This is a genomic window from Pseudarthrobacter sp. Pseusp20 (assembly GCF_059492155.1).
In genome coordinates, this window is the sequence record NZ_CP168521.1 from 433,913 (window position 1) to 452,054 (window position 18,142).

Annotated in this window: 18 protein-coding genes; 14 read left to right on the forward strand and 4 right to left on the reverse strand. The window is 66.8% G+C overall.

Annotation, left to right across the window (positions count from 1 at the left end; all coding sequences use genetic code 11):
• Positions 1-155 precede the first annotated feature (155 nt).
• The 10 genes from ftsH to ACEN9K_RS02170 are packed head-to-tail and all read left to right on the forward strand — an operon-like array spanning position 156 to position 9,308.
• Complete coding sequence (ftsH, locus tag ACEN9K_RS02125; protein WP_018770259.1) at positions 156-2,219, forward strand: ATP-dependent zinc metalloprotease FtsH; 2,064 nt, start codon at positions 156-158, stop codon at positions 2,217-2,219.
• Between the two features lie 9 nt (positions 2,220-2,228).
• Positions 2,229-2,873: a GTP cyclohydrolase I FolE gene (folE, locus tag ACEN9K_RS02130; protein ID WP_018770258.1), complete on the forward strand. Its 645-nt coding sequence runs from the start codon at positions 2,229-2,231 to the stop codon at positions 2,871-2,873.
• Positions 2,874-2,882: 9 nt separating this feature from the next.
• On the forward strand, positions 2,883-3,821 hold the full coding sequence (folP, locus tag ACEN9K_RS02135) for a dihydropteroate synthase (RefSeq protein ID WP_018770257.1): 939 nt from the start codon (positions 2,883-2,885) through the stop codon (positions 3,819-3,821).
• Positions 3,822-3,834: 13 nt separating this feature from the next.
• Positions 3,835-4,227, forward strand: coding sequence for a dihydroneopterin aldolase (gene folB / locus ACEN9K_RS02140; RefSeq protein WP_495635108.1), 393 nt, complete (start codon positions 3,835-3,837; stop codon positions 4,225-4,227).
• The gene (folK, locus tag ACEN9K_RS02145; protein ID WP_144600989.1) at positions 4,224-4,769 is read left to right on the forward strand and encodes a 2-amino-4-hydroxy-6-hydroxymethyldihydropteridine diphosphokinase; all 546 of its coding nucleotides are present in this window, start codon (positions 4,224-4,226) and stop codon (positions 4,767-4,769) included. Before folB ends, folK begins: the two co-directional genes overlap by 4 nt.
• On the forward strand, positions 4,766-5,314 hold the full coding sequence (locus ACEN9K_RS02150) for a DUF3180 domain-containing protein (RefSeq protein WP_144600988.1): 549 nt from the start codon (positions 4,766-4,768) through the stop codon (positions 5,312-5,314). Before folK ends, ACEN9K_RS02150 begins: the two co-directional genes overlap by 4 nt.
• Positions 5,295-5,807, forward strand: coding sequence for a PH domain-containing protein (locus ACEN9K_RS02155; RefSeq protein ID WP_018770253.1), 513 nt, complete (start codon positions 5,295-5,297; stop codon positions 5,805-5,807). Before ACEN9K_RS02150 ends, ACEN9K_RS02155 begins: the two co-directional genes overlap by 20 nt.
• Positions 5,804-7,492 (forward strand): PH domain-containing protein, encoded by a 1,689-nt coding sequence (locus ACEN9K_RS02160; protein ID WP_395858352.1) that lies wholly within the window; start codon positions 5,804-5,806, stop codon positions 7,490-7,492. The genes ACEN9K_RS02155 and ACEN9K_RS02160 overlap by 4 nt, the downstream gene beginning before the upstream one ends.
• Positions 7,485-8,378: a Rossmann-like and DUF2520 domain-containing protein gene (locus tag ACEN9K_RS02165; protein WP_018770251.1), complete on the forward strand. Its 894-nt coding sequence runs from the start codon at positions 7,485-7,487 to the stop codon at positions 8,376-8,378. The genes ACEN9K_RS02160 and ACEN9K_RS02165 overlap by 8 nt, the downstream gene beginning before the upstream one ends.
• The gene (locus tag ACEN9K_RS02170; protein ID WP_134165309.1) at positions 8,379-9,308 is read left to right on the forward strand and encodes a 4-phosphopantoate--beta-alanine ligase; all 930 of its coding nucleotides are present in this window, start codon (positions 8,379-8,381) and stop codon (positions 9,306-9,308) included.
• Between the two features lie 56 nt (positions 9,309-9,364).
• On the opposite strand, the gene ACEN9K_RS02175 is transcribed toward ACEN9K_RS02170, so the two are convergent.
• Entirely contained in the window at positions 9,365-9,631 is a 267-nt protein-coding gene (locus ACEN9K_RS02175) for a hypothetical protein (RefSeq protein WP_018770249.1), read from the reverse strand.
• 251 nt (positions 9,632-9,882) lie between these two features.
• Here ACEN9K_RS02175 and ACEN9K_RS02180 point away from each other — a divergent pair, with 251 nt between their 5' ends.
• Positions 9,883-10,410 (forward strand): TetR/AcrR family transcriptional regulator, encoded by a 528-nt coding sequence (locus tag ACEN9K_RS02180; RefSeq protein WP_134165346.1) that lies wholly within the window; start codon positions 9,883-9,885, stop codon positions 10,408-10,410.
• A gap of 73 nt (positions 10,411-10,483) precedes the next feature.
• On the opposite strand, the gene ACEN9K_RS02185 is transcribed toward ACEN9K_RS02180, so the two are convergent.
• Positions 10,484-12,112, reverse strand: coding sequence for an HNH endonuclease signature motif containing protein (locus ACEN9K_RS02185; RefSeq protein WP_495635670.1), 1,629 nt, complete (start codon positions 12,110-12,112; stop codon positions 10,484-10,486).
• Between the two features lie 498 nt (positions 12,113-12,610).
• Here ACEN9K_RS02185 and ACEN9K_RS02190 point away from each other — a divergent pair, with 498 nt between their 5' ends.
• Both ACEN9K_RS02190 and ACEN9K_RS02195 read left to right on the forward strand, forming a co-directional pair.
• Positions 12,611-13,177 (forward strand): type 1 glutamine amidotransferase domain-containing protein, encoded by a 567-nt coding sequence (locus tag ACEN9K_RS02190; protein WP_018770973.1) that lies wholly within the window; start codon positions 12,611-12,613, stop codon positions 13,175-13,177.
• 121 nt (positions 13,178-13,298) lie between these two features.
• Positions 13,299-14,801: an MDR family MFS transporter gene (locus ACEN9K_RS02195; RefSeq protein WP_495635109.1), complete on the forward strand. Its 1,503-nt coding sequence runs from the start codon at positions 13,299-13,301 to the stop codon at positions 14,799-14,801.
• An 11-nt stretch (positions 14,802-14,812) separates the two neighbouring features.
• Here the strand turns inward: ACEN9K_RS02195 and ACEN9K_RS02200 are convergent, their stop codons facing one another.
• Positions 14,813-15,649, reverse strand: coding sequence for an alpha/beta fold hydrolase (locus ACEN9K_RS02200; protein WP_018770971.1), 837 nt, complete (start codon positions 15,647-15,649; stop codon positions 14,813-14,815).
• A 58-nt stretch (positions 15,650-15,707) separates the two neighbouring features.
• Positions 15,708-16,379 carry a TetR/AcrR family transcriptional regulator gene (locus ACEN9K_RS02205; RefSeq protein WP_495635110.1) on the reverse strand — a complete coding sequence of 224 codons (672 nt, stop codon included), beginning with the start codon at positions 16,377-16,379 and terminating at the stop codon, positions 15,708-15,710.
• A 229-nt stretch (positions 16,380-16,608) separates the two neighbouring features.
• Here ACEN9K_RS02205 and ACEN9K_RS02210 point away from each other — a divergent pair, with 229 nt between their 5' ends.
• A complete protein-coding gene (locus tag ACEN9K_RS02210; protein ID WP_495635111.1) occupies positions 16,609-18,111 on the forward strand; it encodes an amino acid permease in 1,503 nt (500 codons plus the stop codon).
• Positions 18,112-18,142 lie beyond the last annotated feature (31 nt).

Sequence of the window (18,142 nt, forward strand, 5' to 3'; positions counted from 1 at the left end):
TCCCGGCACTGCTACGCCCACAGGGAACTTTTGCTTTTCGCTATGCGTGATGTACTCCGGACGGTGTATAGCTAGAAGCTGACGCAGCACCATCACGCGCGCAGACTACTCGCCGTGAAGCACTACCGGAAGGGACGGGGCCAGCCCCCGAACAGATGAAAGCTAAGAACTTCTTCAAAGGCCCGGGCATCTGGATCGTCGTTGTGGTCGGTCTGCTCCTGGTGGCCTTTGCAACGCTCGCCCCCGGCGGTGCCGCCCGCATCGATACGGACAAGGGCCTGGAACTGCTCTCCGGCAACAAGGTGGAGCAGGCCAAGATCTTCGACGGAGAGAACCGCGTTGACCTCACGCTGAAGGACAACCTGCAGGTGGACGGGCAGGACAAAGGCAAGAGCGTCCAGTTCTTCTTCGTTGACGCCCGCGCACAGGACGTGGTGAAGGCTGTCACCGACGCCAAGCCGGCCCAGGGCTTCACCGACCAGCCGATTGAAAGCAACTGGTTCTCCGGCCTGCTCTCCCTCCTGATCCCCGTCATCCTGCTGGGTGCCCTCTTCTGGTTCCTGATGACCCGGATGCAGGGCGGCGGCTCCAAGATCATGCAGTTCGGCAAGTCCAAGGCCAAGATGGTCAGCAAGGACATGCCGCAGGTGACCTTCGCCGACGTCGCAGGCGCGGACGAGGCCGTCGAGGAACTGCAGGAGATCAAGGAATTCCTGCAGGAGCCTGCCAAGTTCCAGGCCGTTGGCGCCAAGATCCCCAAGGGCGTGCTGCTGTACGGCCCGCCCGGCACCGGCAAGACGCTGCTGGCCCGCGCAGTGGCCGGTGAGGCAGGCGTCCCCTTCTTCTCCATCTCGGGCTCGGACTTCGTGGAAATGTTCGTCGGCGTCGGCGCATCCCGCGTCCGCGACCTCTTTGAACAGGCCAAGGCCAACTCGCCCGCCATCATCTTCGTGGACGAGATCGACGCCGTTGGCCGCCACCGCGGTGCAGGCATCGGCGGCGGCAACGACGAACGCGAGCAGACCCTCAACCAGTTGCTGGTGGAGATGGACGGCTTCGACGTCAAAACCAACGTGATCCTCATCGCCGCCACCAACCGGCCCGACGTCCTGGACCCGGCACTGCTGCGCCCCGGCCGTTTCGACCGCCAGGTTTCGGTGGAGGCGCCGGACCTCATTGGCCGCGACCAGATCCTGCAGGTGCACGCCAAGGGCAAACCGATGGCGCCCGGCGTCGACCTGAAGGGTGTGGCGAAGAAGACGCCCGGCTACACCGGCGCAGACCTCGCCAACGTCCTCAACGAGGCCGCACTGCTCACCGCGCGCTCCAACGCCAACCTGATTGACGACCGCGCCCTGGACGAGGCCATTGACCGAGTCATGGCCGGCCCGCAGAAGCGCAGCCGCGTCATGAAGGAACACGAGCGCAAGATCACCGCCTACCACGAAGGCGGCCACGCCCTGGTGGCGGCAGCCCTGCGGAACTCGGCTCCGGTCACCAAGATCACCATCCTTCCGCGCGGCCGGGCCCTGGGCTACACCATGGTGGTCCCCGAAAACGACAAATACTCCATCACCCGCAACGAACTCCTCGACCAGATGGCCTACGCCATGGGCGGGCGCGTTGCCGAGGAGATCGTGTTCCACGACCCCTCCACCGGCGCCTCCAACGACATCGAGAAGGCCACCGGCACCGCCCGCAAGATGGTCACCGAGTACGGCATGAGCGAACGCGTCGGCGCTGTCCGCCTGGGCCAGGGCGGCGGCGAACCCTTCCTGGGCCGCGACGCCGGCCACGAGCGCAACTACTCGGACCAGATCGCCTACGTGGTGGACGAGGAAGTGCGCCGGCTGATCGAGCAGGCCCACGACGAGGCTTACGAGATCCTTACCGAGAACCGCGACATCCTGGACATCCTGGCCCTTGAGCTGCTGGAGCGCGAAACCCTCAACCAGTCCGAGATTGCCGACATCTTCCGCGACGTGCGCAAGCGCGACTTCCGCGAAGTGTGGCTGTCCAAGGAAACCCGTCCTGTCCAGATGGCAGGCCCCGTGGAGTCCCGCCAGGAAAGGGCGGAACGCGAGGCGCAGGAAGAGGCAAAGAAGGCCCGGCTGGACGAGCCTTTGGACGCCCAGCCGCCGCACTCGCAGGGCGTTCCGGAGGACGCTCCGTTTCACGGAGGCACCTCCGACTCGGGGCCTGACACCCTTCGCGGCTAAGCTTTCCCTGTGACTTCTTTCGACGACGACGACGTTCCCGCCTCCGCCGTACACCTGGCGGAGGACGGATCCCACCATTCGAAACGCGAAAAGGTGGACCGGCCGAGGATCGAGGCGGCCGTCCGCGAGATCCTCCTTGCCATTGGCGAGGACCCGGACCGCGGCGGCCTGCGCGACACCCCGAAGCGGGTTGCGAAGGCGTACGCCGAGGTCTTCGCGGGACTGCACCACGATCCTGCTGACGTGCTGTCCACCACCTTCGACCTGGACCATGAGGAACTGGTCCTGGTCAAGGACATCCCGTTCTACTCCACCTGCGAGCACCACCTGGTGCCGTTCCACGGGGTGGCCCACGTGGGGTACATTCCGTCCCACGACGGCAAGGTCACCGGGCTGAGCAAGCTGGCCCGCCTGGTGGACATCTACGCCCGCCGCCCGCAGGTGCAGGAGCGCCTCACCACTGAAATCGTCGAAGCGATGGTCCGCTACCTCAAGCCCCGTGGCGCCATCGTGGTCGTTGAATGCGAACACATGTGCATGTCGATGCGCGGTATCCGCAAGCCCGGAGCGAAGACCGTCACCAGTGCGGTCCGCGGGCAGCTTCATGACCCGGCCACCCGTGCCGAAGCCATGAGCCTCATCCTCGGAAGGTAACTACAGACCATGGATTCACTCGCTGCAGCCCCTGGAACGGGGCCCGCAACCTCCCCGCTGCCCATCCTGCGCAAGCCCCGCCCGGCCGCGCGCTTCGAAGGCCTGCCCACCGACCGCACCCTGGTCATGGGAATCCTCAACGTCACCCCCGATTCCTTCAGCGACGGCGGGAAGCACGCCACGGCGGACACCGCCATCGCCGCCGGCCTGCGGATGTTTTACGCGGGTGCGGACATCATCGACGTCGGCGGCGAATCCACCCGGCCCGGCGCTGACGATGTCAGCCCGGAAGAAGAGCAGCGCCGCGTCCTGCCGGTGATCGAGGCCCTGGTGAAGGCCGGCGCACTGGTCAGCATCGACACAACGCATGCCTCGACGGCGGCAGCGGCGGTAAAAGCCGGCGCAGCCATCATCAACGACATCTCCGGCCTGAGCATCGAGCCCGAAATGGCCGAGTTCGTGGCGGCCTCCAAGGTGCCGTACGTCCTCACCCACCGCCGTGGGGACGCCCGCACCATGAACTCCCTCGCCGAGTACACGGACGTTGCCGGTGAAGTGGTGGCCGAGCTGGCAGGAGTCCGCGACAAGCTCTACGCCGCCGGTGTCAGCCAGGAACAGATCATCATCGACCCCGGCCTGGGGTTCGCCAAGAATGACGCCCAGAACTGGGAACTGCTGCAGAACCTGGACCAGCTGGACAGCCTGGGCCACAAGGTCCTGGTGGGCGCTTCCCGCAAGCGCTTCCTCGGCACCCTGCTCACGGTGGCCGGCAAGTCCGCCGCCCCGGAGGAACGGGACGGGGCCACAGCGGCGATCACAGCCATCAGCGCCTACCGCGGGGCCTGGGCCGTCCGCGTGCACGAGGTGGGGTCCAGCCTTGACGCCGTCAAGGTGGCTGCACGCATGGCCGCAGCATCCACGGCACAAGCCGTACCCAAAAACCAATAGGGCCGGGGGACCCATGGACAGGATTACGCTGACCGGAGTGACCGCCGTCGGCCATCACGGCGTCTTTGATTTCGAACGCCGGGAGGGCCAGCCTTTCGTGGTGGACGCAGTGCTCCACCTGGACTTCACCGAAGCGGCAGAGTCCGACGATGTGCGGGACACCGCGCACTACGGCGAGGTGGCGCAGCGTATCACCGACTGGATCACGGGCGAACCACTCAACCTCATCGAGGCACTCGCAGTGCGGATCGCCGACAGCCTCCTGTCCGAATTCAAGCTCCAGGCCGTGGACATCACCGTGCACAAGCCGCAGGCTCCCATCGCGGTTCCTTTCGGGGACGTGGCTGTCACCGTCCACCGGGCACTGGTCCCCGCTGGCCAGGACGGCTCCGGGGTGCAGACGTGAACGGGACCTATACCAAGGCCGTGCTGGCCCTGGGCAGCAACCTTGGTGAACGGAACGAGACCTTGACCGAGGCTGTGGGGGACCTGGTGGATCCGCCGGAGGTCCGGCTCCTTGCCGTTTCACCCATAGTCCAGACCAAAGCCGTGGGGGGCCCGGCCGGGCAGCCGGACTTCCTGAACATGGTCATCACGGTGGAAACCAGCCTGAGCCCCCAGGAACTGCTGGAACACTGCCAGGCGGTGGAGAACAAGCACCACCGCGTCCGCGAGGTCCACTGGGGGCCGCGGACGCTCGACGTCGACATCATCACCTACGGCGACCACCGCAGCGATGATCCCGCGCTGACCCTGCCGCACCCGCGCGCCGCGTCGCGGGCTTTCGTCCTCTACCCCTGGTCGCTTATCGAACCAGCCGCCACGCTGGACGGCGAACGGATCAGCGCCCTGGCAGCCCGGGCAGAGGATTTCAAGGACCTGTCGCCGTTCGACGGGTTCGGCGACTTTGACGGCATGCCCACGGCGGGAGCGGTGGAGGAGCGATGAAGCCGATCAACCCGCTGCGCCTCCTGCTGATCTGCGTGATCCTCGCCGTGGCGGGCTGGTCAGCCACGGTAGTCACCAGCCGGTACAGCATGGCCACGCCTGTCCTGCCCGCCACAGCGCTGGCCACCATGGGCGTCATCGTTGCCATCACGCTGATTCTGGGTATCCGGGTGCTGCGGTGGCGCAACAGCCTCCAGCCCAACAGCACGGCCAGGAAGACTCAGCTGGACCCCCTTCTCGCCGCGCGGACGCTGATTCTGGCACAGGCGTGCGCCTACGCTGGAACGGTGCTCCTGGGCTGGCACGTGGGCATCTTCCTGGACCAGCTGCGGATCTGGAGCCTGCGCAGCGACCAGGGCATCACCTGGCTGGCCCTGGCCATGGCCGGCGGCGGCCTGGTGATGATCGTGGTGGGGCTCCTCGTGGAGCGTTTCTGCAAGATCCCCCCGGAGGACGGCGACGCCAACAGCCTCGACGGGAAGAAGGGCCGCCCTGCCCGCGGGGAAGCCGCCGGGGAAGGCGAATATGCATACCGAGGCGATTGACCCGCCGGGTATCGCCTGGCAGCGGGTTTCACCGAAATACATCACAGTCCGCCTGGTGGAATGGGCTGTGGCCAACCTTGTCACCGTAGTGGTCCTGGCCGCTCCGCTGCTGTTTGTCCTCCTGGGCTGGTGGCGGTGGCCGCCGCTGTGGCTCGCCATCACTGTTCCGTCTGCCACGCTCCTGGCTGCCCTGTGGCGGCTGGTGCTCATTCCGCGGCAGGTCAGGGCCATCGGCTACGCCGAGCGCGACGAGGACCTGCTGATCCGGGGCGGGATCTTCTTCCAGCGCACCATGGCCGTCCCCTACGGCCGCATGCAGTACGTGGACATCGGCGTCGGACCCGTGGAACGCGCGCTGGGCCTGTGCACCGTGAAGCTGCACACCGCGTCACCCGGAACGAACGCACGCATCCCCGGCCTGCCGGCAGCGGAGGGCGCACGGCTCCGGGAACAGCTGGCCGCCCGCGGCGAAGCCAGGCTGGCAGGGCTGTGACCACTGACGGCCAGCTGCCCGGGCAGGCAGCGGTTCCGCCTGCTGCGGCCGGGCCGCAAACCAACGGAACGCCCGACGGCGAATGGCTGCGCGTACATCCCGCCTCGCCGTTCGTCCGCGGCTGGGTTGCCCTGGCAGCCATCACGTTCTTCTTCGGCCGGGACCTCTTCGAGCGGACACTGCAGGGCCAGCCCGTGTTCGAGGAGGGGTTCGCCAGGCGCGCCCCATGGCTGCTGGGCGGCGGGGCCGTGGTGCTGGCCGTGGCGGTGCTGGGATTCGTGCTTACCTGGTACTTCACCAAGTACCAGGTATCCGGTGGCTACGTCCGGGTCAACAGCGGGCTCATCTTCCGCCAGCACCGGCAGGCACGGCTGGACCGGGTGCAGGCCATTGACATCGTGCAGCCCCTGCTGGCCCGGATCTTCGGACTGGCCGAACTCAAATTCGAGGTGGCCGACGCCGGCGAATCAGCGGTGCGCCTGGCCTACCTGAAGATCGATGACGCCCGCCAGCTTCGTGCCACCATCCTGGCGCAGGCTTCCGGAGCAGTCTCCGGCGCCGGTTCCCATACCGGTGCCGGCGCTGGTTCCGCCCCGGATGGTTTTTCCGGGGATAGTAAGGGGCCGGGACGCTTTCCCCAACCCGCACCCGAGGCGCCGGAAATCACTGTCCTCGCCGTGCCGCCGTCGCGCCTTCTCGGATCGCTGATCCTCAGCGAGCAAAGCGTCTTCATTGTGGTGGGCGGCATTGCGTCGGTGGTTCTGTCGGCACTGACGGACAACCGCGCGTTCTACTTCTACCTGGTGCCCGCGGCTCTGGGCCTTGCCGCCGGCTACTGGAACTATTTCAACAAGGGATTCAACTTCACCGCAGCGGTTTCGCCCGACGGCATCCGGCTGCGGTACGGGCTGCTGGACACCCAGGCGCAGACGCTTCCGCCCGGCCGGATCCAGGCGGTGAAAATCGCCCAGCCTCCGCTGTGGCGGCCGTTCGGCTGGTATCGGATGCAGGTGAATGCGGCCGGCTACGGGGTTTCCGGCAACGCCGTCGAGGGCAACACCAGGACCATCCTCCTGCCCGTCGGCAAGCTTGCCGACGTCATGGCAATGCTGTCGCTGGTCCTGCCGGACCCCGGGACGGACCGGCCGGAGCTGGTGTTCACCACCGGGCTTGCAGGCAGGGATTCCGACGGCGGATTCGTCACCACGCCGCGCCGGGCCCGGCTGCTGGCGCCCCTCGCGTGGCGCCGGAACGGGTTCACGTCAACGGACACGGCCCTCCTGATCCGTTCCGGGCGGTGGTGGCGTGAGCTGGTGCTGGTTCCCCATCAGCGGACCCAGTCGCTGGCCCTGCACCAGGGGCCCCTGGCACGCCGGTTCCGGGTGGCGGACCTGGTCCTGCATACAACCGCCGGGCCGGTTGTGCCGCGCCTGAGGCAGGCCGGGCTGGACGAAGCCAGGCAACTCTTCGACGACCAGTCAGCACGCGCACGGCTGGCCCGGAAGCGGCAAACCACCGAACAATGGTTGCTGCAGGTTGTTCCGGCAGTTGCGCCCACGCTGCCGGGTGGCATGCAATTGGGCGTGCAATTGCCTGCCGGGCCGACCCCTGCCGCGCCGATGTCCCAGGCGGCGGCCGGCGAAACCCGCACCCACCACCAACAGGAAGGCCAGCAGCATGGCTAAGCCCGGACGCCTCGGCGTCGGAATCATCGGTGCCGGCAAGGTGGGAGCCGTGCTTGGCGCGGCTTTGCGCGCAGCCGAGCACGCCGTCGTCGGGGTGTCGGCGGTGTCCGACGCAAGCCGGGAACGGGCTGAAGCGCTGCTGCCCGGCGTGCCCATCCTGGAAGTGCAGGACATCGTTGAGCGCGCGGAACTGGTGTTGCTGGCAGTGCCGGATGACGCCCTCCCGGGCCTGGTGGAGGGCCTGGCGAAGCTTGGGGCATGGCAGCCCGGCCAGCTTGTGGCACACACTTCCGGTCGGTTCGGCGTCGGCGTGCTGCATCCCGTCCGCGCCGCCGGTGCCATTCCATTGGCGCTGCACCCGGCCATGACTTTCACCGGAATGAGCCTGGACCTCACCCGGCTGCTGGACTGCACCTTCGGGGTGACGGCCGATGCCGCCATGCTGCCCATCGCCCAGGCGCTGGTAGTGGAGATGGGGGCGGAACCGGTTGCAATCGCCGAGGCGGACCGGACGCTTTACCACGCTGCCCTGGCGCACGGCTCCAACCATTTGGTGACCCTGGTGGCGCAGGCGTCGCAGCTCCTGCGGGAGGTTGGCGTGGAGGCGCCCGAACGCATGCTTGGTCCGCTGCTGAGGGCCACGCTGGAAAACGCGCTGGCCTCAGGGGAGTCTGCGCTGACCGGCCCGGTGGCCCGCGGGGACGTGGGGACGGTCCGTGCCCATGCGGAGGCTTTGCGGGAGTTCGATGGCGGCGGGCACGGTGATGTGCTTGAGGCCTACCTTGCGATGGCGCGGGCCACTGCCCTCAGGGCAGAAGGACGTGGACTGCTGAAACCTGACCAGCTGAAGGGGCTGCACGAGGCCCTCGATCCAAAGGAGGACTGAATGTCCATTCAACTCGTCAAAACCGTTCACGAACTGCACGCGGAAAGCGCCAGGCTCCTTGGCGCCAGGCGCGGGACCTCGCAGGGCCTGGTGCCCACCATGGGCGCACTCCACGAAGGCCATGCCGCTCTGGCGCGCACCGCCGTCGAGCACAATGACGTTGTGGTGGCCAGCATCTTCGTCAACCCCCTGCAGTTCGGCGACGCTGTGGACCTGGACCGCTATCCCAGGACGCTGGACGCCGACCTTGCGCTGCTGGAGGAACAGGGTGTTGACCTGGTGTTCGCGCCGTCCGTGGAGGAGGTTTACCCCGGTGGGGAGCCGTTGGTCCGGATTACCTCCGGCCGCCTGGGGGAGAAGTGGGAGGGCGCTTCCCGGCCCGGACACTTCGACGGCGCCCTGACCGTTGTGGCAAAACTGCTGCACTACGGAATGCCGGCAGCGGGCCTTCCTTCCGGTTCCACTGACGGGGCTTCACAAGCAGGCGGCCTGCCGGCGTACCGGGCCTACTTTGGGCAGAAGGACGCACAACAGCTGGCCCTGGTCCGGCGGATGGCTGCCGACCTGAACTTTCCGGTCGAGATCGTCGGCGTGCCCACGGTCAGGGCGGAGGACGGCTTGGCGTTGTCCAGCCGCAACCGCTTCCTGTCCGACGCCGAGCGGGATGCCGCGCTTGTTCTGTCCAGGGCCCTGCGGCTGCTGGAGGAGCGGGCAAACGCGCATGAGCCGCTGGACCTGGACTCCGCGCTGGCGCTTGTGAGGTCCCAGCCACTGGTGGAACTGGACTACTTCGAGGTAGTGGATCCGGGAACCCTTGAACCGTTGGCCGAGAACTGCCGCGAGACTCCCTTCCGGGGTGAGGCCCTGGCGCTCATCGCCGCCAAGGTTGGCCCGGTGCGGCTGATCGACAATATGCCGCTCAGTTCCTGACTTCTTGTTTCACTGGCCTCCAGCCGGGCTGAAGCGCCGGGAACGAGGATGGCGGGTTAAGGGGCAAGCCCGTCCTCGCTGGCCATCAGCTGTTCCAGGAGTGCTTTTTCCGGACGGCCGGGGTTGCGTGCAACGAACTGTCGAAGCCGTGCCCTGGAGAGTTCTTCGGCCGGATCCGTGCTGGAAAGCTGTTCGTCGATAATCTCCTGCGCCTGCCAGCGCAGGGATTCGATGGCGAACTGGCGGATCTCCACAGGAGTATCACTGGGGATCCACGGCTCGGGAGCCGATGGCACGCCTTGGACCGACCGCTCTACGGTCATAGTGGCCTCCTTGCATCAAGCTGCAGTGGCCGGGGAACCACCGCGACGTTCGAATGCACTGCACGTAGGACAAACATTACAACGGGGAAGACAAGTCTGTCTCATGACAGAATTACCCCATGGACGTGACGAATCCGGAGCCCGAAAATTCATCGTCCCCAGCATCGTCAGGGCCGGAATCGCCAGTGCCACTCCCAGCGGCGCCGGCTTCGCCGAGCGGCCAGTCGAGCCCGGAGGAACGGATCCTGTCCGTGGCGTACGAGCTCTTCTCGCGCCGGGGGATCCGGGCTGTGGGCGTCAACGAGCTCATCGAGCGTTCGGGTGTAGCGAAGGCGACTTTCTACCGGCATTTCCCATCCAAGGATTCGCTGGTCCTGGCCTTCCTGGAACGGCGGGATAAGCAGTGGACGGAGGACAGCATCATTTCCAAGGCCCGCGGCAAGGGAAGCACTCCCGTTGAGCAACTATTGGCGATCTTCGACGTCCTGGGCGACTGGTTCCAGCAGGACGATTTCGAAGGCAGTGCCTTTATCAATGTCCTGCTGGAGATGGGGCCCTCCCACCCCCTGGGCCAGGCGAGCATCGACTACCTGGCGAAGGTCCGCGGGCACGTCCGGGGGCTGGCGGAGGAAGCCGGTTTGGCCCGACCGGAGGAATTTTCGCGTTCCTGGCACATCCTGATGAAGGGCTCCATAACTTCAGCCACCGAGGGTGACCTCCAGGCCGCCCAGCGCGCCCAACAGATGGCGCGCTGGCTCATCGAGCACCACCGGGCATAGCGCCCGACGCCAGATAGGCGTCCGAGGCGAGGCATAAGGTACGACGCGATGCATTGCTCCGGCGCCACAGTTACTACTGCCCGGCGCCAACGCGGTCCGGAAAGGGCGCGAATGGCGTGGTGTAGAAGTCTGCCCAGAGGGGGTCTTCCGGTGACAGATCGTTGAGGTCTATGAAGGTGTCGTCGTCTGGTTCCCACTGTGGGTGCTCCGGGCCGGGATCTCCACCCGGGGTTGCAGCAGCGGGCATGGGCCATTGTGGCCAGTGGGTTGGTTCGGGGTCTTGGTGTTCGGGGTTGTAGTGGCGGCCTGTGGGTGAGGTCCAGCCGGGCGGTCCGTGTTCCGTCGCGGGATCCGGGGTCCAGGCGCGGGCGTGCTTCAAACGGTGATGTTTTGGGCATAGCTGGGCCAGGTTCCGGACGGCTGTTCTGCCGCCGTGTTCCCAGGCGGTGAGGTGGTCGGTGTGGTTGTCGGGGGTGTGGTTGCTGCAGCCGGGGAAGGTGCATTTTCCGTCCCGCATGCGGATCCATTGTTTGATGGTTTCGGGGAGCCGGTAGCGGGTGCGTCCGATCTCCAGGGGTGCCCCGTCGCGGGGGTCGACCAGGACGCGGTAGAACGACTCCGCCCCGTCCGCGACAAGCCTCCGCGCCATCGACGCCGGGATCGGGCCCAGGCCGTCCAGCACGGCCGGCTCATCGGTCAGTCCGAGCAGGGCGAAGACCGGGACGGTGACCAGGACATCGGCCCGAGGGGTGGGGACCTTGCCAACATCACCAGTGCTCCCTGTGCCGGAAACGCTGCCTGCGGCCGCCGTATCACCTGTAGCCCGTGCAGCCCCACCCGGAGCAGCCTCACCCGTGGCCGTGGTGGTTCCCGCGCCGAGGAGGAGTGATGCTGCGATGTCGGGGCGGAGTTGGGTGAGGGTGCGGGGCTCGTTAGGGCCCTGCAGGCCGCGGGCGGTGGCGGTGGTGCGGTTCCAGATGGCGCAGGCGGTGTCGCCGGGGAGGTAGAGCGAGAGCCAGGCCATGCCGTCGCGGTCGGGGGTGTATTCCATCCGCCGGTCCGCCACACCTTTGGCGTGGCGTTTTTCGAGGGTTTCGGGGTGGTGGCGTTCCCGCCAGGCGCGGACCTTGGCGCGGAACCGGGCAGGGACAAGTTCACCGGGCGCGGCGCCGCGGGCGGGGTTGGGCGCGTCGGGGTCGAAGAAGTGCGCCACCAAGGCAGCAGCCCCGTCAGGGGTGAGCCCTTCGGTTTCATCGGCGACGATCCTGGCATGCTGCCACGACAGGTCACCGGCTGACAGGGCAGCCATCATCGGCGGCAGGGAACACACCCGGCGGGACTGTTCCACCAAAGCACCCGCGGCCGCGGAACTGACGGTCAGGACACCGGCGATCTCCTCCACCGTTGACATCTCCGAAAACATGCGCTCATCCACCGGGGCGTCGGGGGCAAGCAGTGCCTGCTGGATCTCGACCGCTTCTGCCGCGTCACGGGCCTTCACCGCCGCGAGCTGAGCCTCGACCCGGGAGACTGCCTCCAGCCGTTCCAGCCGGAGCTCATACCGCCGCTGCAGCACATCCACGTCAGCGCCAACACCGGACCCGGCGGCAAGGAAATGATCCTCACGGTTCAGCGCATCGAGGGCAGCAACAGAGGCAGAAACACCCTCCAAAACCACCCCAACATCCGTGCCGATTCCCATGGAAACATCATCCAGCGAGGCACTGACAATCAGGCCTGCCGACCAGCCCTGCCCCCAGGCTCCTGCCCGTACCCCAACGTCAGCCGCAGCCAAGGTGCCGCGAGCGTGCCAGCCCCGTGCCGCCGTCGTACGCCTTGTCGACACGCACATTCCTTTTCGCACCCCAAATATGCCGCGCGAAAGGGAAGATGCGCAGCGCCAAAAGATATCCGCAGCGAAAAGGGCGCCGAGGCACAATCCGCAGGACTCGCAGCTCCCTTTGCCGTGCGCAGAAGGAACCCGAAAGGCCCGCAGACAACCCGTCAGCGTGCAGCCCCGTGCCGCCGTCGTCCTTGCCGGCCCGCAGCCGCCGTACCGAACAAAGCACGTACCCCGGAAAGTAAATAGTCAGCTTGCTTATGACTTTCAACTTTCCTAGGCTGGAAAGCGTCAGGCAAACAACTCTCGAAGCGGGACCTGTGCGCCAAAAGCGTGCAACCGCAAGCATGAGGAGGATCAATGTCAGAGCACAGCATCGCAGGCAAGAAGGTGGCATTCCTGCTCACTGACGGCGTGGAGCAGGTGGAGCTCACCAGCCCCTGGCAGGCAGTGAAGGATGCCGGCGGCGAGCCCACCCTGGTGGCACCCAAGAGCGGCAAGCTGCAGGGCTACAACGGCACCGAGAAGGGCGACACCTTCGACGTCGACCTCACCGTGGCAGAGGCGAATGCCACGGACTTTGACGCCCTGGTGCTTCCCGGGGGCGTCGTCAACGCGGACCACCTGCGGGTGGACAAGGATGCCCAGAGCTTCACGCGCAGCTTCTTTGAACAGCACAAGCCCGTGGCATCCATCTGCCACGGACCCTGGCTGCTGATCGACGCGGGAGTCATCAGGGGCCGGAACGTCACGTCCTACTTCACGCTTGAAACCGACCTGAAGAACGCCGGCGCCAACTGGACGGACCAGGAAGTGGTGGTGGACCAGGGCCTGGTGACCAGCCGGAACCCGGACGACCTCCCGGCGTTCAACAACAAGCTGGTGGAAGAGATCTCCGAAGGCCAGCACGCGGGCCAGACCGCCTGACCCCCAATGTTCCCTCAGGGTTGAAAAACCCGTATGGAGGAATTACTCCAGCGGGTAGAGTGTTTGCATCTGCAGCGGCGCCGGCCGTGCATCACTTCCAAAAACCCCTGAGGGAACACCCATGTCTACCGAAGTCTCTCCGAACGCCAGCGGCAAGCCCGTTCAGGGCGAAGGAATACGCGCTGAAACCCGCGAAGGAACCCAGTCCGCAGCGCCGGAGAAGATGTCCCGTGAATCGGTAACCATCATCAGCACGCTGCTGGTGGCGACATTCGTGGTGATCCTCAACGAGACCATCATGAACGTCGCCCTGCAGCGGCTCATGATGGACCTTCGCGTGGACGCTCCCACGGTCCAGTGGCTGTCCACGGGGTTCATGCTAACCATGGCGGTGGTGATCCCCACTACCGGCTTCATCCTCCAGAGCCTGTCCACGCGCGCCGTCTTCATGCTGGCCATGGGCCTGTTCGCGGGTGGAACGGCGCTTGCGGCGGTGGCTCCCGGGTTCGAGGTCCTGCTCCTGGCGCGCATTGTCCAGGCCGGCGGCACCGCCATCATGCTGCCGCTGCTGATGACCACCATCCTCACCCTGGTCCCGTTGGCCAAGCGCGGCGCCGTCATGGGCAACGTGAGCATTGCCATCTCTGTGGCACCCGCAATGGGTCCCACAGTGTCCGGCCTGATCCTGGAGCATTTCACCTGGCGCTTCATGTTCGTCTTCGTGCTGCCGGTTGCCCTGGCGGCGCTGGCCATCGGGGCCAAATACCTCACCAACGTTGGGAAGCCTGAAAAGGCCAGGCTGGATGTGCTGTCCGTCATCCTCACCGTCCCGGCCTTTGGCGGCCTGGTCTACGGGCTCAGCCAGATCGGCGGCGGGCATGGCGGCCAGGCCGGCCCCAGTGCCGGCGCCATCGCAGCCCTGGTCATCGGCGTGGCCGCCCTGACGGTTTTCGTCCTCCGCCAGGTGCGCCTCCAGAAAGCAGCCGCGCCGCTGCTGGACCTGCGCGCCTTCAAGTTCCGGATGTTCACCGTCTCCGTCCTGTTGATGGTGGTGGCCATGATGGCCCTGTTCGGCGGCGTCATCCTGCTGCCGCTCTACCTCCAGCAGGTCCGGGGCCTGGGTTCGCTGGAAACCGGCCTGGCATTGCTCCCCGGCGGCCTGGCCATGGGCCTGCTGGGCCCGGTCATCGGCCGGGCGTTCGACAAGGTGGGTCCGCTGCCGCTCACCATTACCGGGTCCGTCCTGATGGTGGTGACCCTCTGGCAGTTTTCAATGCTCGACGCCGGAACAGCGGTGTGGTGGATCGTCACCTTGCACGTTGGGCTGAGTTTCGGCCTCGCGCTGCTGTTTACCCCCGCCTTCACCACCGGGCTCAACCCGCTCCCGCCGCACCTTTACTCGCACGGCTCCGCGATCATGAGCACCACCCAGCAGGTGGCCGGTGCCGCTGGCACGGCGCTGCTGGTGTCAATCTTCGCGGTTGTGAGCGCGACGTCGGGACTCGTCGCCGGGATGAGCGCCGCCTTCCTGACGGCAACCGTCATAGCCCTTGCCGCCGTCGTGCTTTCAGCGATGATGCGCAAGACCGAAGGCGCCGGCGCGGGCCACGGCGCAGGACATTAGCCCAGGCCGCGCTAGCCGGCGAAGAAGTCGCTCAGTTCCTTGATCAGCCTGTCCGGGGCCTTGATGGCGCCGTCGTGGCCCAGCCCGGGCAGGATGGTGTAGCTGGAGCCGGAAAGCACGTCGTGGATCTGGCCGCAGGCGATGCCGAAGTAGGCGGGGCTCTTTTCGCCCACCACGATCAGCGTCTCCAGGGGGAGCGCCTGGAACGGTTCGGCCGGCATGTCGGCGGCAATGATGGCTTTGATCTCGCGGACTCCGGTGCGCATCAGCTCGCGCTGCTGCTTGCCCTCGGTGGTGCCGGCGGTCAGTTTGTTGGCCAGGGTCAGCATGGACAGCGGCATGCGCGATGAGAAGGAGCCGCCGGCTTCCAGCCCGCGCTGGATCACGGCGAGGGCGCGGTCATGGTCTCCTGCGGCGATGGCACGCTCGTACTCCACGATCCAGTCGGCCGTGACGCTGCCGTTCACCGAGACCGCGGGATCGTAGACGGCCAGCCGTTCCACCGGAAGGGTCCGGGCCGCGTGCAGTGCGACGGCGCCGCCGAAGCTGTGCCCAAAGACGTCCGTGCTGGAGGTGTGCTTCATGACCGTGTCCAGGTCCCGGATGTCCACGTCCAGCGTGTAGTCCTCGGGCTGCGGTGACGAGGATCCGCGGCCGCGCCGGTTGAAGGTGTGCACGGGACGGCCCAGGGAGGCGCTCAGTTTCTGGGCGAACTTGGTGTAATCCGCGGCGGTCACCATGGAAGGCGGCACAACCACCACGCCCGAACCGGCAGAAGCAAGCTCAGCGCCGGTGGAGAAGAGCTCCACAGTGCCGCCGTCGGGGGTCCTGATGTTCTCTCGCGTCATGTTCCGAGCCTAGCCGAGCAAGCCGGGCGGGGCATCCCGGCCACCGGCGGCCCGGAGGTCAGGCAAGGCGGTCGATGATGGCCTGGCTCGCGGCGCGGATGGCCGGCAGCCGGTCCCCGAGCCCGCACAGGATCAGCCCGGCGTCGGCGGCCTGCAGTGCCGATTCGGCGTTGGCCGCGCCGTCCGCGCGGAGGTAGATCAGGGATTCGACCAGGCGGAAGGTGAAGTCGCCGCCGTCGGGTCCGTGCGGGGAGGCTGACAACCTGGCGCCCAGTTCCCCGTAGAGCCGCCTGAGTTCCTGGCGGTTGTTGAGGAACCGGGCAAAGCGGGTGCTCCGGACCTCGGGCAGGTGGTACAGCACGCCAAGGTTCCACCGGGCGCTGCACAGCTGGGTGCCGTCATAAAGCGCGACGGCGTGCAGCCGGCTTCCAGCCGGACTTTCGGTTCCAGGTGCGTCGGCAGGAAGCGCGGCCACCGAGCGTGCGAACGTCAGCCCACCGGACACCGTCCCCTCGAGGAGGTCCTCGAGGATGTCGTCCTTGGTTTTGAAGTGGTGGTACAGGGACGACTGCCGGATGCCCACCGCGTCCGCGATGGACCGGGTGGAGGTGCTGGCAAAGCCCTGGGTGGTGAAAAGCTCCGCCGCGGCGTCCAGGATTTCATCGCGGGCGGTGGCACCTGGCCGCGAGGGCTGCTGGTGGCGGGGGCGTCCCGGTCCGGCTGAAGTCACGGCCCCATTCTTGCATTGCCAGGCGCGGCGGAAATGACGCCCGGACGTTGTGAGGGGACGGAAATCTGCCGGAAACAGGATGTCTATCCGCCTTTTACAGAGGCGAAACTGTTTGGGGACATCCCGCTGGAAAACTATCAAGTGACCGGTAATCCGCAGCCTTCGGCCGAGCGCTGCAGTGCCGGGAGGCTTCGCCCCCAAGATCCCTTTCCAGCCCCGGAGATTCCCGATGACATCAACCGTTCTCCCTACCGTCCACCAGGACGATGCAGACCTGACGTCCCTTGGCTACCAGCCCACCCTCCACCGGAAGCTCGGCCGCTACGCTTCGTTTGCCGCAGGCTTCTCCTTCGTTTCCATCCTCACCACCATCTTCCAGCTCTTCGCGTTCGGCTACTCCTTCGCCGGGCCGGCCTTCTTCTGGACCTGGCCCGTAGTGCTGGTGGGCCAGCTGCTCGTGGCCCTGAACTTCGCCGAACTTGCGGCCCGCTACCCCTTGTCCGGTGCCGTCTACCAGTGGGCGCGGCGCGTGGGCGGGGAAGGCGTAGGCTGGTTCGCCGGCTGGTTCATGGCGATCGCACAGGTGGTCACCGCAGCTGCTGCCGCAATCGCCCTGCAGGTGGTCCTGCCCCAGCTCTGGGACGGTTTCCAGGTGGTGGGCGGCGACTCCGCGCTCAACACGGTGACCGGCGCTTCCAACGCCGTGGTCCTCGGCGCCGTCCTCCTGGTCGCCACCACCATCATCAACTCCCTGGGCGTGAAGCTGATGGCCCACGTCAACTCCGTGGGTGTCACCTGCGAGATCGTGGGCGTCGCTGCCGTCATCCTGGCCCTCGTCAGTGCCGCCCAGCGCGGACCCAACGTGGTTGCGGACACCACCGTGCTGCAGGGATCGGACCTGGGCGCCGTGGGAGCCTTCCTGGTCTCGGGGCTGATGGCCGCCTACGTCATGGTGGGCTTCAACTCCGCCGGTGAACTGTCCGAGGAAACCAAGGACCCGCGCCGCACCGCACCCCGGACCATCCTTTCCGCCCTCCTCATCTCCGGCATCGGCGGCGCGCTGATGATCATCACCGCCCTCATGGCAGCGCCCAGCGTCGACGACGGCCGCCTCGCCACCGAAGGCCTGCCCTACGTCCTCACCGCGGTCCTGGGCACCTTCTGGGGCAAGGTCCTGCTGGTGGATGTCGCCATCGCCATCTTCGTCTGCACCCTGGCGATCCAGACCGCCGGTTCCCGCCTGGTCTTCTCCATGGCCCGCGACGGCAAGCTCCCGGCGTCGGCCCTGCTCTCCTCCGTGCACCCCACCCGCGGCACCCCCATGTGGCCCTCCATCGTGATCGGCGCCCTTGCAGTCGCCGTGCTGGCCATCAACGTCGGCAACGCCGCCCTGTTCACCACCCTGTGCAGCGTCTGCATCGTGATGGTCTACCTCGCCTACCTCCTGGTCACCGTCCCGCAGCTGGTCAACCGCCTCCGCGGCGACTGGAACCGGGTGGGACAGACCATGCCGGCAGGCCTCTTCTCCCTGGGCCGCTGGGGCCTTCCAGTCAACATCCTCGCCGTCCTCTACGGCGGCGTCATGGTGGTCAACCTGGCATGGCCCCGGCCCGAGGTGTACGACCCCACAGGCGAGAACGGCCTCCTTCTCTGGTCCGCGCCGCTGATGGTCACCGCGGTGCTGCTCCTGGGCATCTGGGTCCGGAGCAGGAACCTGGCCGCCAAGGCCTGACCGCCCGCCCCGCACCCAAAAACCACGCTTC

What these genes read in the sequence shown, in the direction of transcription:
- ACEN9K_RS02185 (WP_495635670.1), bottom strand. Translation starts at nt 12,112, where the DNA reads ATGGGAATCGGCACGGATGTTGGGGTGGTTTTGGAGGGTGTTTCTGCC.
- ftsH (WP_018770259.1), top strand. Translation starts at nt 156, where the DNA reads ATGAAAGCTAAGAACTTCTTCAAAGGCCCGGGCATCTGGATCGTCGTT.
- ACEN9K_RS02190 (WP_018770973.1), top strand. Translation starts at nt 12,611, where the DNA reads ATGTCAGAGCACAGCATCGCAGGCAAGAAGGTGGCATTCCTGCTCACT.
- ACEN9K_RS02155 (WP_018770253.1), top strand. Translation starts at nt 5,295, where the DNA reads ATGCATACCGAGGCGATTGACCCGCCGGGTATCGCCTGGCAGCGGGTT.
- ACEN9K_RS02165 (WP_018770251.1), top strand. Translation starts at nt 7,485, where the DNA reads ATGGCTAAGCCCGGACGCCTCGGCGTCGGAATCATCGGTGCCGGCAAG.
- ACEN9K_RS02150 (WP_144600988.1), top strand. Translation starts at nt 4,766, where the DNA reads ATGAAGCCGATCAACCCGCTGCGCCTCCTGCTGATCTGCGTGATCCTC.
- ACEN9K_RS02195 (WP_495635109.1), top strand. Translation starts at nt 13,299, where the DNA reads ATGTCTACCGAAGTCTCTCCGAACGCCAGCGGCAAGCCCGTTCAGGGC.
- ACEN9K_RS02170 (WP_134165309.1), top strand. Translation starts at nt 8,379, where the DNA reads ATGTCCATTCAACTCGTCAAAACCGTTCACGAACTGCACGCGGAAAGC.
- folB (WP_495635108.1), top strand. Translation starts at nt 3,835, where the DNA reads ATGGACAGGATTACGCTGACCGGAGTGACCGCCGTCGGCCATCACGGC.
- ACEN9K_RS02200 (WP_018770971.1), bottom strand. Translation starts at nt 15,649, where the DNA reads ATGACGCGAGAGAACATCAGGACCCCCGACGGCGGCACTGTGGAGCTC.
- folP (WP_018770257.1), top strand. Translation starts at nt 2,883, where the DNA reads ATGGATTCACTCGCTGCAGCCCCTGGAACGGGGCCCGCAACCTCCCCG.
- ACEN9K_RS02175 (WP_018770249.1), bottom strand. Translation starts at nt 9,631, where the DNA reads ATGACCGTAGAGCGGTCGGTCCAAGGCGTGCCATCGGCTCCCGAGCCG.
- ACEN9K_RS02210 (WP_495635111.1), top strand. Translation starts at nt 16,609, where the DNA reads ATGACATCAACCGTTCTCCCTACCGTCCACCAGGACGATGCAGACCTG.